Source organism: Xenorhabdus sp. SGI246 (assembly GCF_040838225.1).
GTDB classification, from domain to species: Bacteria; Pseudomonadota; Gammaproteobacteria; order Enterobacterales; family Enterobacteriaceae; genus Xenorhabdus; species Xenorhabdus indica.
The window spans coordinates 1-14,056 of sequence record NZ_JBFPEZ010000014.1 but is presented as its reverse complement, the minus strand read 5'-3'; the positions used below and the strand labels follow the sequence as shown (position 1 = coordinate 14,056).

The 14,056-nt window shown below is 40.9% G+C and carries 12 protein-coding genes; 6 read left to right on the top strand and 6 right to left on the bottom strand.

Features of this window, described 5'->3' with window-relative positions; genetic code table 11:
- The first annotated feature begins 491 nt into the window (after window positions 1-491).
- Window positions 492-1,298, top strand: coding sequence for an exodeoxyribonuclease III (gene xthA / locus ABLA85_RS03710; protein WP_367961485.1), 807 nt, complete (start codon window positions 492-494; stop codon window positions 1,296-1,298).
- Window positions 1,299-1,383: 85 nt separating this feature from the next.
- Here the strand turns inward: xthA and ABLA85_RS03705 are convergent, their stop codons facing one another.
- Both ABLA85_RS03705 and ABLA85_RS03700 read right to left on the bottom strand, forming a co-directional pair.
- Entirely contained in the window at window positions 1,384-3,300 is a 1,917-nt protein-coding gene (locus ABLA85_RS03705; RefSeq protein WP_367961483.1) for a DNA topoisomerase III, read from the bottom strand.
- A gap of 153 nt (window positions 3,301-3,453) precedes the next feature.
- Entirely contained in the window at window positions 3,454-4,005 is a 552-nt protein-coding gene (locus ABLA85_RS03700) for an NAD(P)H nitroreductase (RefSeq protein ID WP_367961481.1), read from the bottom strand.
- A 170-nt stretch (window positions 4,006-4,175) separates the two neighbouring features.
- Here ABLA85_RS03700 and sppA point away from each other — a divergent pair, with 170 nt between their 5' ends.
- From sppA to pncA, 3 genes are all read left to right on the top strand, one after another.
- Window positions 4,176-6,071, top strand: coding sequence for a signal peptide peptidase SppA (gene sppA, locus ABLA85_RS03695; RefSeq protein WP_367961479.1), 1,896 nt, complete (start codon window positions 4,176-4,178; stop codon window positions 6,069-6,071).
- Window positions 6,072-6,202: 131 nt separating this feature from the next.
- The gene (gene ansA / locus ABLA85_RS03690; RefSeq protein WP_367961476.1) at window positions 6,203-7,222 is read left to right on the top strand and encodes an asparaginase; all 1,020 of its coding nucleotides are present in this window, start codon (window positions 6,203-6,205) and stop codon (window positions 7,220-7,222) included.
- 20 nt (window positions 7,223-7,242) lie between these two features.
- Complete coding sequence (gene pncA / locus ABLA85_RS03685; protein WP_367961473.1) at window positions 7,243-7,878, top strand: bifunctional nicotinamidase/pyrazinamidase; 636 nt, start codon at window positions 7,243-7,245, stop codon at window positions 7,876-7,878.
- A 91-nt stretch (window positions 7,879-7,969) separates the two neighbouring features.
- Here the strand turns inward: pncA and ABLA85_RS03680 are convergent, their stop codons facing one another.
- Window positions 7,970-8,254 (bottom strand): DUF1315 family protein, encoded by a 285-nt coding sequence (locus ABLA85_RS03680; RefSeq protein WP_323865293.1) that lies wholly within the window; start codon window positions 8,252-8,254, stop codon window positions 7,970-7,972.
- 100 nt (window positions 8,255-8,354) lie between these two features.
- Complete coding sequence (gene msrB, locus ABLA85_RS03675; protein WP_367961471.1) at window positions 8,355-8,762, bottom strand: peptide-methionine (R)-S-oxide reductase MsrB; 408 nt, start codon at window positions 8,760-8,762, stop codon at window positions 8,355-8,357.
- 342 nt (window positions 8,763-9,104) lie between these two features.
- Between msrB and gapA the strand changes: the two genes are divergently transcribed.
- Both gapA and ABLA85_RS03665 read left to right on the top strand, forming a co-directional pair.
- Entirely contained in the window at window positions 9,105-10,100 is a 996-nt protein-coding gene (gapA, locus tag ABLA85_RS03670; RefSeq protein ID WP_367961470.1) for a glyceraldehyde-3-phosphate dehydrogenase, read from the top strand.
- 123 nt (window positions 10,101-10,223) lie between these two features.
- The gene (locus ABLA85_RS03665; protein WP_367961468.1) at window positions 10,224-11,099 is read left to right on the top strand and encodes a D-hexose-6-phosphate mutarotase; all 876 of its coding nucleotides are present in this window, start codon (window positions 10,224-10,226) and stop codon (window positions 11,097-11,099) included.
- 97 nt (window positions 11,100-11,196) lie between these two features.
- Here ABLA85_RS03665 and alr read toward each other — a convergent pair whose 3' ends face one another.
- Window positions 11,197-12,264 carry an alanine racemase gene (gene alr, locus ABLA85_RS03660; protein ID WP_367961467.1) on the bottom strand — a complete coding sequence of 356 codons (1,068 nt, stop codon included), beginning with the start codon at window positions 12,262-12,264 and terminating at the stop codon, window positions 11,197-11,199.
- A gap of 22 nt (window positions 12,265-12,286) precedes the next feature.
- Window positions 12,287-13,588, bottom strand: coding sequence for a D-amino acid dehydrogenase (locus ABLA85_RS03655; protein WP_367961465.1), 1,302 nt, complete (start codon window positions 13,586-13,588; stop codon window positions 12,287-12,289).
- Window positions 13,589-14,056: the final 468 nt, after the last annotated feature.

The window sequence follows — 14,056 nt, the reverse complement described above, 5'->3', positions numbered from 1 at the left end:
GATGCAAAAATGCGGTTCAGATGAACTATATTATTCACCTGTATCATGATGAATATTCCATCGTGAATGTAAACCATTAATAAATATAAACATGGTCTACAAGTTCAATTTTCTATCAGAGATTGATTAACTCTTCTACTTTTTCATTAATTATTTTTTGTAATGCGTGACACAGAATAAATTTCAAGAATAAAAACACTTACCTAAAAACATAGTATCAAATGTTGAATATAACAAAGAATGATTAATTAAATAAGTATTCAACCATTAATTCATTATTTACTCATCACATGTTTTTTATTATTTATCAATATTACATACTCTAAATTTGAGTAATAAACGCATTATACTCAATATAACATTACATATAAGAGTAAAATAGTGAAATATCAAGATAACCTGCTTAAAATTATTATTTAATAAATAGTTACATCCTTTTTTATATCTGTTAAGATTAAAAAGATAAATATTCTATAGGTGATTATAACGGTATGAAATTTGTATCATTCAATATTAATGGCCTGCGGGCACGTCCTCATCAACTTACCGCGATTGTTGAACAACATCAGCCTGACGTGATTGGATTACAAGAAACAAAAGTTCATGATGAAATGTTTCCTTTGGAAGAAGTTAGCAAACTTGGTTACCATGTCTTTTATCACGGTCAAAAATCCCATTACGGTGTGGCTCTGCTGACACGCCAGAAGCCAATTGAAGTTCAGAAAGGTTTTCCTACGGATGAAAATGATGCGCAGCGTCGTATTATCATGGCAGATATTGAAACACCTCTAGGCTCATTAACTGTAATTAATGGTTACTTTCCACAAGGTGAAAACCGTGATCATCCGGTCAAATTTCCGGCGAAAGCAAAATTCTACCAAGATTTACAAACCTATCTGGAAAGAAAACAATCTCCAGAATCCCATATTCTTATTATGGGAGATATGAATATCAGTCCAACTGATCTTGATATTGGGATCGGTGAAAATAACCAAAAACGCTGGTTGAAAACTGGAAAATGCTCTTTCTTACCGGAAGAAAGAGAGTGGATGGAACGCCTTAAAAGTTGGGGACTCGTCGATACGTTTCGGGCACATCATCCTGAGATCAATGATCAATTCTCCTGGTTTGATTATCGTTCTAAAGGGTTTGACGATAACCGGGGGCTTCGCATCGACTTGTTGCTTGCCAGCCGTCCATTAGCGGAAAAATGCCTTTCTGCTGGTATAGATTATGCTATTCGTAGTATGGAAAAACCATCTGATCACGCTCCTGTTTGGGCTGAATTTAAAATTTGATTCTCAAAATAATAAAATCCAGCACCGCCAAGTTCAGTGCTGGATTTTTCTTACGGTGCTTTTAATTGTATCGTTTTGATCTTATCTACCCGGCTTTGTCAGTCTTTGTTTTCTTCTTTTTACTCTTTTTTCCTTTCACGGGCACAGGAGGTAACTCCCTAAAAACCTGCAAATTTCGATACTGTTTTGCCTGCCAAATCAACTGCTGCAACGTTTCGTGAAGAGGCAACATAAAATCCTGATAGCGGACTTGTTTTTCACTGATTTGTGTTAGTTTTGACTCCCAATGCGCTGTCATATCGGGTAATACAGCCATATCAGGTAATACATGGATAAGCGCCCGCCCCGCAGGGGTTGCATGGATATAGCGCCCTTTTTTGTACAGAAATTCCCGTTTAAACAGTAACTCAATAATACCTGCTCTCGTTGCTTCTGTGCCCAGACCATCTGTTGCTCGTAACACTTTTTTTAGTGCTTTATCTTGTACAAATCGGGCAATTCCTGTCATTGCAGACAATAAAGTCGCATCAGTAAAAGGACGTGGTGGTTGAGTCTGCCTCTCCACCACTTCTCCTTTTTCACATAAGAGTTCATCACCTTTGGCAACAACAGGCAGCGGAGTGCCTTCATTTTCCTCATCTCGCTCTTTATTACCCAATAAGGTTCTCCAGCCAGCCTCTGCCAGAAAACGCGCTTTTGCTATGAATTTTCCACCTGCAATATCAAGCTCGATCGTACACTTGCGAAATACCGCATCCGGGAAAAACTGCATCAAATACTGTCTGGCAATCAATCCATAAATATGATGTTCATTTTCTGTCAAATTGATCTGGCTGCTTCGGGCTGTGGGAATAATCGCATGATGAGCATCAACTTTTTTATCATCCCAACAACGGTTCTTTTTCTCCGTGTCCAACGCTTCCTGTGGTAATAAATGCGTATGAACTGAAATAGCATTTAAGACAGCCTGACGCCCCGCAAAATGCTCTTCCGGCAAGTAACGACAATCAGAACGTGGATAAGTGATCAATTTATGCGTTTCATAAAGTCGCTGACAAATATCCAGTACATCCTGAGCACTTAAACCAAAGCGCTTGGCTGCTTCAATCTGTAATGAAGAGAGAGAAAACGGTAATGGTGCCGTTTCTGATTCTCGTTTATCCTGATACGCAGTAACATAAGCAGGTTGCCCTGTAATACGCGCTACAACATGCTCTGCTAAAGGACGATGGATAATCCGACCTTCTTCATCCTGAAAATCAACACAGGATTCACTGGGTTGCCATACAGCCGTAAACCGTTCCTCTTTCGGAGTAACAATATAAGCTTTAACCTCAAAGAAATCTTTCGGCACAAAATGCTCTATTTCCTCATCACGACGAACAACCAACCCCAGAACCGGGGTCTGAACCCGTCCGACAGATAACACCCCTTGATAGCCGGCATTCTGCCCTAGCAATGTATAAGCACGAGTCATATTAATACCATAGAGCCAGTCTGCTCTGGCTCTGGCGAGTGCTGAAACACATAGAGGAATAAATTCCCGGTTACTCCTTAAACGCTCAACCGCTTTAAGTACCGCCTGTGGATTTAAGTCGTTGATCAGGCAGCGTTGGACATTTTGCTTTTTATTATTATCCAAATGCAAAAAATCCAATACTTCATCCACCAGTAATTGACCTTCACGATCAGGGTCTCCGGCATGGATAATTTCATCAGCCCTTTCCAGAAGAGATTTAATCGTATTAAGTTGTTTGGCAACCGCTGCTCGTGGTTTCAACTGCCATTTTTCAGGAATGATCGGTAAATCAGCCAATACCCAGCGTGCATAACGGCTATCGTAAGCATCTGGCTCAGATTGCTCTAACAAATGGCCGACACACCAGGTAACAAATTGGTTATTACCACACTCAATAAACCCATCTCCCCGACGATGAGGTTTGGGTAACACATCGGCAATGGCTCGTGCCAGGCTAGGTTTTTCTGCAATAAAAAGACGCATGGAATTATTCAAAACTTCAATCAATACCTTGTTCGAGCGTGGTTAAGTCAGTTCATCTACGGCAATTAAACTAAAAGAAGTGGATTGATGTGGCGACTTTCATCTTCCCCCACCACATCTGATCCACAGCATCTGGCAATATCATCAGTCACTTTAGAAGTAACTAACAAAACCCGTTAAATCTGGTGTTGAAACTTTCATCGGAGCTTTAAGTTCCGGTGTGCCCAAGTAAAGGAATCCAACAATTTTATCCTTTTCTTCACATCCCAAACCCGCTCTGACTGTTGGATCTTCAGTCCAGGAGCCAGAACGCCATATTCCACCAAACCCCTGAGCCACCGCAGCCATTTGCATGGCATGAACTGAACAACCTGCCGCCACAACTTGTTCCCAAGCGGGCACTTTTGCATGTTCAACAACTTTGGCAATAACAGTAATAATCATAGGTGCACGATAAGGTGCATTTTTTGCTTTTTCCACCACATCTTCACCCATATCGCCTTCAGTCGCTGCTTTTTCAAGCAACTTACTGAATTTATCAATCCCTTCCCCCTGCATTACAATAAAATGCCAGGGACGTAATGCGCCATGATCTGGTGCTCGCATTCCCGCCGCAAGAATATGTTGCAATGCCTCTCCTTTCGGAGCGGGAGCAGTTAGACGTGAAACAGAACGACGATTCAATAAAAGTTCCAAAGCATTCATAATTTCCTCCTGAATAAGATAACCTATCACGACTCGACATTCTCTGTTTATTCGTTACTGAATGAAAGAGTAGATATTATTATTTTTTCAATCATTCTCGTGAATTCCAGCTGACATTTATCAGCTAGCTGATTAGGATAATCCTATTTGACCCCATAACTGGAGACGATATGCGTACTTTATGGAAGTTTATAGCAGCAATATTTAAATGGAGTTGGAAACTGCTAAATTTCGTTCGCCAATTTATTTCCAACCTGATTTTTATCCTATTGGTTGTATTAGTCGCCACTGGCGTTCTCATATACAAAGAGCAGTTCCGCTTAGACAATGATTATAATGGGGCATTATATGTCAACTTATCCGGTATCGTTGTTGATCAAGTGTCTGTTCTTAATCCACTGGATCAGCTCGGACGGGATCTTGTTGACTCCTCCAGCAGCCGTTCACAGGAAACCTCTGTGTTCGATATTGTTGATAGTATCCGCCGGGCGAAAAGTGACCCTAAAATTACCGGTATGGTATTGAAGTTAGATAACTTTATTGGTGCCGATCAGTCTTCTATGAGATATATAGGCAAAGTCATCAATGAATTTAAGGCTTCAGGTAAACCAGTTATTGCCATCGGAAATAACTATAGCCAGGCACAATATTATTTAGCCAGTTACGCAAACAAAATATTCCTTGCTCCACAGGGAAATGTGTCCCTTCATGGTTTCTCAAACAACCGTCTGTTCTATAAATCATTATTAGAAAATCTGAAAGTATCCACTCACATTTTCCGTGTTGGGACATACAAATCAGCAGTAGAACCAATGATGCGGAATGATATGTCAGATGATGCCCGTAAAGCAGATATGCTCTGGCTTAATGAACTTTGGAACAATTACCGGCAAGTTATTGCTACCAACAGGAAAATACCTCTTGACCAGGTCCTTCCTGATCCTTCAACGTTTATTGAAAAATTCCATCAAGCTGGAGGAAATAGTGCACTCTATGCGTTTCAAAACGGTTTAGTAGATAAAATTGCGCCTCTGAATGTTATTGAAAAGAAATTGATACATCAATTTGGTTGGGATAAACAAAATCAGCATTTCAACTACGTCAGTATTAATGACTATATTGCTAAACAGCCAGTCCAAAATAGCTATCAAAACAATGGCAACATTGCGGTGATCATAGTTGAAGGTGCAATCATGGATGGTAAACAATCCAATGGCATAGCCGGCAGTGATACAATTGCAGCACAACTGCGAGAAGCACGTATGAATCCCGAAATCAAAGCCATTATATTACGTGTAAACAGCCCTGGCGGCAGTATCAGCGCATCTGAGCTGATCCGCAGTGAACTCATGGCAATTCGGGAAGGTACTGATGAAAAGGGTAAAAAGGTCAATCAGAAACCCATCGTTGTTTCAATGGGTGGTCTTGCGGCATCAGGGGGATACTGGGTATCCACACCAGCTAATTACATTATTGCATCACCAAATACTTTAACTGGCTCTATTGGTGTTTTCGGTGCCTTCAATACCTTTGAAAAAAGCCTGGATCACCTTGGTGTGAATACAGATGGTGTTTCAACACATCCACTGGCTGACATTTCATTAACAAAAGGTATAAACCCTCTTTTTTCTGACGTTATGCAATTGTCGATTGAAAACGGCTACAACCAATTTATCGGGCTGGTTGCAAATTCCCGGCATAAATCAGTAGATGAGATTAAGAAAATCGCCGAAGGTCGTGTCTGGAGTGGTAGCGATGCGAAAAAGAATGGTTTGGTCGATCAATTAGGTGATTTCGATGATGCAGTGAAGAAAGCTGTTGAATTAGCCGGCCTCAAAACAGCATCATTAGACTGGATGCAGCCAGAGCTTTCCCTCACTGAAAAACTCATGCTGGAGTTTTCTTCATCTGCTCAGGCAATTATGCCAAATATTCTGCAATCAATGCTGCCGGCACCATTTGCTCAAGTTGCACAAGATATGAAACAACAAGCAGTATTTTATAATCGCATGAATGATCCGCAGCATGTTTATGCGTTTTGCCTGAATTGTGAGAATATCCGTTAGAAAATTATTTCTAAAATGCGATAACAGTTATACCCAAGAGCCTGATCTTTATATATCAGGCTTTTTTTATTCCATATAGCCCCTATAATCGGCTAAATATTTTTATCAGGTACTGTTATTGGGGTACTTCCATGCAGAAGAAATCTATCTATGTTGTTTATACAGGTGGCACAATTGGGATGCAGCACTCTCCCAATGGTTATATTCCTGTCTCTGGTCATTTACAACGGCAACTTGCACAGATGCCGGAATTCCACCGTCCAGAAATGCCAACGTTCACGATACGTGAACATCACCCTCTGATCGATTCTTCTGACATGAGTCCGGATGATTGGGGGATTATCGCCAACGATATTGACCAGAATTACCATGATTACGATGGTTTTGTGATCCTGCATGGGACAGATACCATGGCTTTCACTACCTCAGCACTCTCTTTCATGTTTGAAAACCTAAACAAACCCGTTATCGTGACAGGGTCGCAAATACCTTTAGAAGCACTTCGTTCAGATGGTCAGACAAATTTGCTGAATGCACTGTACCTGGCAGCTAATTATCCCGTTAATGAAGTTAGCTTGTTTTTTAACAATAAGTTGTTTCGAGGGAACAGGACGGTTAAAGCCCACGCCGATGGTTTTAACGCTTTTTCATCACCCAATTACCCTCCACTCATTGAAGCCGGGATCAATATCCGTACATTAAATACTGCTCCCATACCGACCAGTCATGGTGACTTTATCGTACATCAAATCAAATCACAGCCAATCGGCGTTGTCACTATCTATCCGGGATTATCCTGTCAGGTGGTTGAAAATATCCTGATGCAACCTGTCAAGGCACTGATTTTACGCTCTTATGGTGTTGGTAATGCCCCACAGCGTTCCGATTTATTAAAAATCTTAAGAGAAGCGACTGAACGAGGCATCATTGTGGTCAATTTAACACAATGCATCTCTGGAAGGGTCAATATGGAAGGTTATGCCAATGGTCATGCGCTAGCTACATCAGGCGTTATCAGCGGCTATGATATGACTTTTGAAGCAGCACTGACCAAACTGCACTACTTGTTGAGTCAGCACTACGAAACTGAAGAAATCCGCTCGCTAATGCAGCAGAATCTACGCGGAGAATTGAGTTACTCCGACAAGTAAAAAAATAGTCGAGGAATATAATGAAAACCGCATTATTACTTATCGATCTACAAAATGACTTCTGTACAGGTGGTACACTGGCGGTCAAGGAAAGCGAAGAAGTTATCGAAATGGCGAATAAAGCGATTGAATTGTGTCAGCAACACAATATCACTATTATCGCAACTCAAGATTGGCATCCATCCGATCACATGAGTTTTGCCGCCAATTCTGGTCAACCTGTCGGTGAGTTAGGGGAACTGAATGGTATCCCTCAGATATGGTGGCCTGTGCATTGTGTTCAGGGACAATTAGGTGCAGATTTCCATCCAGCGCTGAATCAGTCTGCTATTCAGGAAATTTTTCGTAAAGGTGAAAACTCACAGATAGATAGCTATAGCGCATTCTTTGATAACGATCGTAAAAATGCTACCAGACTACATAGTTGGCTATCAGAACAACATATCAATCGCCTGTTGATTTTGGGAATTGCCACTGATTACTGCGTAAAATTTACGGTCCTGGATGCTTTAGAACATGGGTATGAAACTTACGTGATCGTTGAAGGCTGCCGTGGGGTCAATATTCAAGCCGAAGACAGCCAACGCGCCATTGAAGAAATGACAGCCAAAGGTGCCAGGTTGACTTCATTAAGCGAAATAACAACGCTTTTTTAAGTTATTTTTTCTGAATATACCCAAAATTAACCTCGTCCTTATTATTGCAGACTCATTGCAAAGGACGAGGTTATTATTTTAACTTTCTGACTCATTCTTCTTCTGATTGAGGTTTTAACTTAGCAACCATTTCTGATTGGAACATAGCCTTCAATTCTTGCTTGCTTTTTATTGTAATTTGACCATCTGTGCCAATCGTCATATGTTCAGGATCATAATTATGCCTGGCTTGCCAAAGCATCACCATTTGCAAACTATTTTCTTTCTGCTCTGGTGTTAATGGAACGCCATCTTGCCATTTGCCCAACTCAACAGCCTGAACTAATCGTTGATAAATCTCAGGCGTCATGGCAGAGAGTAAATCATCCAACTTCATTGATATTTCCTTACGGCTACATATTTTGGCTGAATCGATTCTATTTTAGTGACCAATTCATATTGCTTATATTTATTTAAAAACACCCGCAGTCATAATATTAACCTGCTGTTTCTTCACCTGTTTCCTTATCAACAAACCATAAGGCAACCGAATTAATGCAAAAGCGCTCTCCGGTAGGTTTAGGGCCATCAGGGAAAACATGCCCTAAATGTGCCTGGCAATGACTGCAACGCACCTCTATTCGATGCATATTATGGGAGTAGTCATCAATATATTTGATGGATTTGTCATTGATTGGCTGGTAAAAACTTGGCCATCCACATCCAGAATCAAACTTAGTATCAGAAACAAATAATGGCTGATGACAACACAAACAATGATAAATGCCACTTTTTTTGTTGTGCAACAGTTTTCCTGAAAATGGCGGCTCAGTACCTGCTTCCTGCGTGACATAACGCTGCATTTCACTAAGCTGCGCCAAAGAAACGGAGATATTTTTAGCCATGTAAACCACCTTTTGAGGCCAATATTTTCAATTAAAAAACACCGAAAACAACAAAAAGCAAATATTAGAATGTTAAAAGGCATTCTAACGCATTCAACATAATGATTTACTTTACTAATTGTGATAAATCTCACATATCTAACCAATGGTAACTTTAAATATCGCTTTATACCCCGATAATGATGGGCGTAGAGTTTGTTACGGTTGAATAGCGAGCATTCAGATAGTGATTTCTAAATTGATCTTTTTCAATTGTTGACACGATTCCGCTTGACGACTGACAAGATTTTGGTAACTTTAGAAACAACTTTTAATTCACTAAAAAATAGCTGGTGGAATACTATGACTATCAAAGTAGGTATTAACGGTTTTGGTCGTATTGGCCGTATTGTTTTCCGTGCTGCACAAGAACGTTCTGACATTGAAATCGTTGCAATCAATGACCTGTTAGATGCAGATTACATGGCTTACATGCTGAAATACGATTCAACCCACGGCCGCTTCAACGGAACTGTTGAAGTTAAAGACGGTCATCTGGTTGTTAACGGCAAAACCATCCGCGTTACATCTGAGAGAGATCCAGCTAACCTGAAGTGGGACGAAGTAGGTGTTGATGTTGTTGCTGAAGCAACGGGCATTTTCCTGACTGACGAAACTGCACGTAAGCACATCACTGCTGGCGCGAAAAAAGTTGTTCTGACTGGCCCGTCTAAAGACAACACGCCAATGTTTGTTATGGGTGTCAATCACAATGCCTATGCAGGCCAGGATATCGTTTCCAACGCATCCTGCACAACCAACTGCCTTGCTCCGCTAGCTAAAGTTATCAATGATAAATTTGGTATTGTTGAAGGTTTGATGACAACTGTTCATGCAACAACTGCAACTCAGAAAACGGTTGATGGTCCTTCTGCGAAAGACTGGCGCGGTGGCCGTGGGGCGGCACAAAACATCATTCCATCTTCTACCGGTGCTGCAAAAGCAGTAGGTAAAGTTATTCCAGAGCTGAACGGCAAACTAACTGGTATGTCTTTCCGTGTACCGACTCCTAACGTTTCTGTTGTTGACCTGACTGCACGTCTCGAAAAACCAGCGACTTATGAAGAAATCTGTGAAGCAATCAAAGAAGCGGCTGAAGGCGAACTGAAAGGCATTCTGGGCTACACTGAAGATGACGTTGTTTCTACCGATTTCAATGGCGAAAAACTCACTTCTGTATTCGATGCAAAAGCGGGTATTGCTCTGAACGACAACTTCGTAAAACTGGTTTCTTGGTATGACAACGAAACGGGTTACTCTAACAAAGTTCTGGATCTGGTTGCTCATATCTCTAACTAATTGAACTTTAAACAGTTATTCAACAAGCCACCTGTAAAGGTGGCTTTATTTTCCCTCTCTACCACAATAAGCTATCCTTGCCTTCACCAATTATCCAATTCAGGTTTATATAAGGTCATGTAGATGCTTGATAAAATTTTCTCATTACCGGTTGTAAAACAAATATCTCCTTATATCAGTCAAAGGAATATTGATGGATTTCCGCTGATTGTAATTTCCCATCCCAAAATCCGTGGTGCAATCAGTATCCAGGGCGCACATCTTATGGCATGGCAAGCCTGTGGTGAAAAACCTGTATTATGGTTAAGCGATAATACAAAACTCCGTGAGGGTACAGCCATTCGTGGTGGTATTCCCATCTGTTGGCCTTGGTTTGGCTCTCTGGGTACACCAAGTCATGGTTTTGCCCGGATATTACCGTGGGAATTCAAGGCCCATCATGAAAATGAGAATGGTGTGATTTTGATGTTCACACTACAAGACAGCGCATACACAAAACAGTTGTGGCCACATGAATTCACACTTATTGCTCGCTTTAAATTGGGGGAGACTTGCGAAATAGAGCTGGAATCTCATGGAGATTATCAGGTCACTTGTGCCCTACACTCTTACTTCAATGTCAGTGACATCAATCAAATCCGTATCAGCGGGTTAGGTCATCACTTTATTGATGCTGTTATAAACAGAGAACAATACACTGATGAAGACCTCATTTTTCAAGGAAGAACAGATCGCATTTATACAGAGCCAGAAAATTTCAGTCTGATTAGAGATGAGTTATGGAAACGTACCATTGAAATTCATCATTATCATCATAGTGATGTAGTCTGCTGGAATCCCGGAGCTGCGCTAGCGAGTAGCATGCAAGATATCAGTAAAGAAGGTTACAAGAACATGGCCTGCGTTGAAACCGCACGTATCAATACCCCTCTATATTCTAAAAATGGAACGCCTGGCAGGCTTGCTACCGTTATCCGTTGTCGCAAAAATAAAAGTTGAGTCGGGTGATGTGTGAGGGCTGGACAGGCATTTATTTCGTACAGTGCTTCCGTACAGAACGCTGTACGAAAAATGCCTGAAAAAACAGAAAACAGCGTCATTCCACAACTACTGGAACACGTTTAGCCAAAGCACACAATAGCTCATAACCAATTGTTCCGGCTGCCTCCGCGACTTCATCCACCGGTAATTTTTCTCCCCATAATTCGACTGAACTGCCAATTGTTGCCAGTGGGCATGGAGTCAAATCAACCGACATCATGTCCATTGATATAGCACCCAACAAGCGAGTACGAATACCATCGACAATAACCGGCGTTCCTGTTGGTGCATGTCGCGGATAACCGTCAGCATAACCACATGCCACTGTTCCTACACGAGTCACATATTGGGTGGTGTAGTGACTGCCATAACCAATGTTCTCTCCTTTGGGAAGATCATGAACCGCAATGATTTCACTTTTTAAACTCATCGCTGGTTTTAAGCCTACATCCGCAATATCACGCCACTTTCCACTGGGAGAAGCACCATACAGAATAATTCCAGGTCTGACCCAATCCCCGTGTGTTTGCGGATGCCATAAAACTGCCCCAGAATTAGCCAGACAGTGAGGGAGGGAGTTCATATTCAGCCGGTTAACAACAGTGAATTGCCCATCAACACCAATTTCATTATCGGAATTAGCGAAATGCGTCATTAAAGTGACTGAATGAATATTTTTCATCCCATTTGCCATTGAAACTATCTGTGGATATTCGTCTGGGGTAAATCCCAGACGATTCATACCACTATTCAGTTTCAAATAAATATCAATGGGCTTATCTAATTCCGCGTCTTTTATCGCCTTGAGTTGCCAATGACTATGCACTGTGGTTGTCAGGTCATATTGATTAATTATCTGCAAATCTTCAACATTGAAGAAACCTTCTAATAACAGGATTGGCCCCTGCCATCCCTGCTCTCTCAAATAAGTAGCTTCATTCATATCAAGCAGTGCAAATCCATCCGACTGCTTGAGTGATTGCCATATTCTGTCCAAACCATGCCCATATGCATTCGCTTTCACTACCGACCAGATTTTACTATTACCGACTTTTTGGCGGATAACCGCCAAATTATGACGAAGTGCGTTGAGATGGATGGTTGCCAAAATAGGACGTGGCATGATGGCCTCTTTATAATTTACTTTACGCAGTATGTAAACGATGCTTCATCCGAAGCACTTTTGTATTAAATCCATTGATATATCTGAATACAGAGAGATCATCTGCTGCAATTTCAGGCTTCTTACCAGAGATTAAATCAGATAATAACTTTCCTGAACCACAGGCCATTGTCCAGCCTAATGTTCCATGCCCGGTATTTAAATAAAGATTAGGATATTTGGTTGGACCAACAATGGGAGTGCCATCCGGCGTCATTGGCCGTAATCCGGCCCAGAATGAGGCTTCAACAATATTACCACCATTAGGGTAAAGATCCTCTACTACCATTTTGAGTGTTTCACAACGGCTTTTCAGCACATTCAGGTTAAAACCAACGACTTCTGCCATTCCTCCAACGCGAATTCGATGATCAAAACGGGTAATGGCTATTTTGTAAGTTTCATCCAATACTGTTGAAACAGGTGAGCGTGTTTCATTCATTATCGGCATAGTTAGCGAATAACCTTTCATTGGATAAACCGGAATTGTGATAAGATCTTTCAATAATTCAGTAGAATAGGCACCCATTGCTATAACATACTGATCCGCTGTCATGATGCCATTATCACACTGAATACCTGTTATCTTATCGCCATCCACCAAAATGCGTTTAACCTGCCGGTTAAACACAAATCTGACACCGGCTTTTTCTGCCATTTTTGCTAATTCTTTGGTGAAAATTTGGCAATCACCGGTTTCATCATTAGGAAGCTGTAATCCTCCCGTCAATTTATGAGAAACATGGGCGAGTGCAGGTTCCGCTGATGCTAATTGTTCTGAGGTGAGTAACCGATAAGGAACGCCTTCTTGCTCTAACACCGCAATATCATTAACCGCATTATCAAACTGCTTGTTAGTTCTGAATAGTTGTAGCGTACCACTTTGACGCCCTTCATATTGGATGCCTGTATCCGCTCTCAATTGTTTAATGCAGTCACGACTATATTCGGCCAGACGCACCATTCTGCTTTTGTTCATAGCATAATGGTCTGCATCACAATTACGCAGCATTTGCCACATCCAGCGTAACTGAAATAGTGAACCATCGGGGCGAATAGCTAATGGAGTATGTCGTTGAAACATCCACTTTATTGCTTTTACTGGGATACCCGGTGCTCCCCAGGGTGTCGCATATCCGGGTGAGATCTGCCCGGCATTACTTGCGCTCGTTTCTTCAGCCGCACTCTGCTGGCGATCGACAACGATAACTTCATGGCCTTCCTGAGCCAGATACCAGGCACTGGTGACGCCGATAACGCCGCTACCTAAAATAAGGACCTTCATTCTGCCCCCTATTGATGAGTAATATATGCAAGCATAATATGCTAAACATGAAAATCCAATACAGAATAATAGACTATAAAGTGATTAGTTGAATTTTAGGATTCAAATCACAATTTAATTACAAAATAATGACAAGCACTATCTCTCAAATTATGATAAAAACACTTAAATCACTTTAAATACAACAAATTATAAAAGAATTAAATGCTATTAATTTCTTATATTAGTATCTTAAAAAGTGTTTTTTGCGGCAAAAAAGAAACATTTCATTCACATTCTGTGATTTTATTTAAATCCTTACTTTTATTTTATTTCAGAATAAAAATCTTATTCAACATAAACTAAACAGAATAATAATTTAAAAATTTGAATTTTACAGTTTGGGTGGGTTTTCAATGCTGATTACAAGGCAAAAATACCATGATATAGGTATGGTGATAAAATCAACTAATCATAACCACCCGCATA

Bases quoted from the DNA above. Each gene is read 5' to 3' on its own strand.
- msrB (WP_367961471.1), bottom strand. From the start codon at position 8,762: ATGGCTAAAAATATCTCCGTTTCTTTGGCGCAGCTTAGTGAAATGCAG.
- sppA (WP_367961479.1), top strand. From the start codon at position 4,176: ATGCGTACTTTATGGAAGTTTATAGCAGCAATATTTAAATGGAGTTGG.
- ABLA85_RS03700 (WP_367961481.1), bottom strand. From the start codon at position 4,005: ATGAATGCTTTGGAACTTTTATTGAATCGTCGTTCTGTTTCACGTCTA.
- xthA (WP_367961485.1), top strand. From the start codon at position 492: ATGAAATTTGTATCATTCAATATTAATGGCCTGCGGGCACGTCCTCAT.
- ABLA85_RS03680 (WP_323865293.1), bottom strand. From the start codon at position 8,254: ATGAAGTTGGATGATTTACTCTCTGCCATGACGCCTGAGATTTATCAA.
- ABLA85_RS03655 (WP_367961465.1), bottom strand. From the start codon at position 13,588: ATGAAGGTCCTTATTTTAGGTAGCGGCGTTATCGGCGTCACCAGTGCC.
- ansA (WP_367961476.1), top strand. From the start codon at position 6,203: ATGCAGAAGAAATCTATCTATGTTGTTTATACAGGTGGCACAATTGGG.
- alr (WP_367961467.1), bottom strand. From the start codon at position 12,264: ATGCCACGTCCTATTTTGGCAACCATCCATCTCAACGCACTTCGTCAT.
- pncA (WP_367961473.1), top strand. From the start codon at position 7,243: ATGAAAACCGCATTATTACTTATCGATCTACAAAATGACTTCTGTACA.
- gapA (WP_367961470.1), top strand. From the start codon at position 9,105: ATGACTATCAAAGTAGGTATTAACGGTTTTGGTCGTATTGGCCGTATT.
- ABLA85_RS03705 (WP_367961483.1), bottom strand. From the start codon at position 3,300: ATGCGTCTTTTTATTGCAGAAAAACCTAGCCTGGCACGAGCCATTGCC.
- ABLA85_RS03665 (WP_367961468.1), top strand. From the start codon at position 10,224: ATGCTTGATAAAATTTTCTCATTACCGGTTGTAAAACAAATATCTCCT.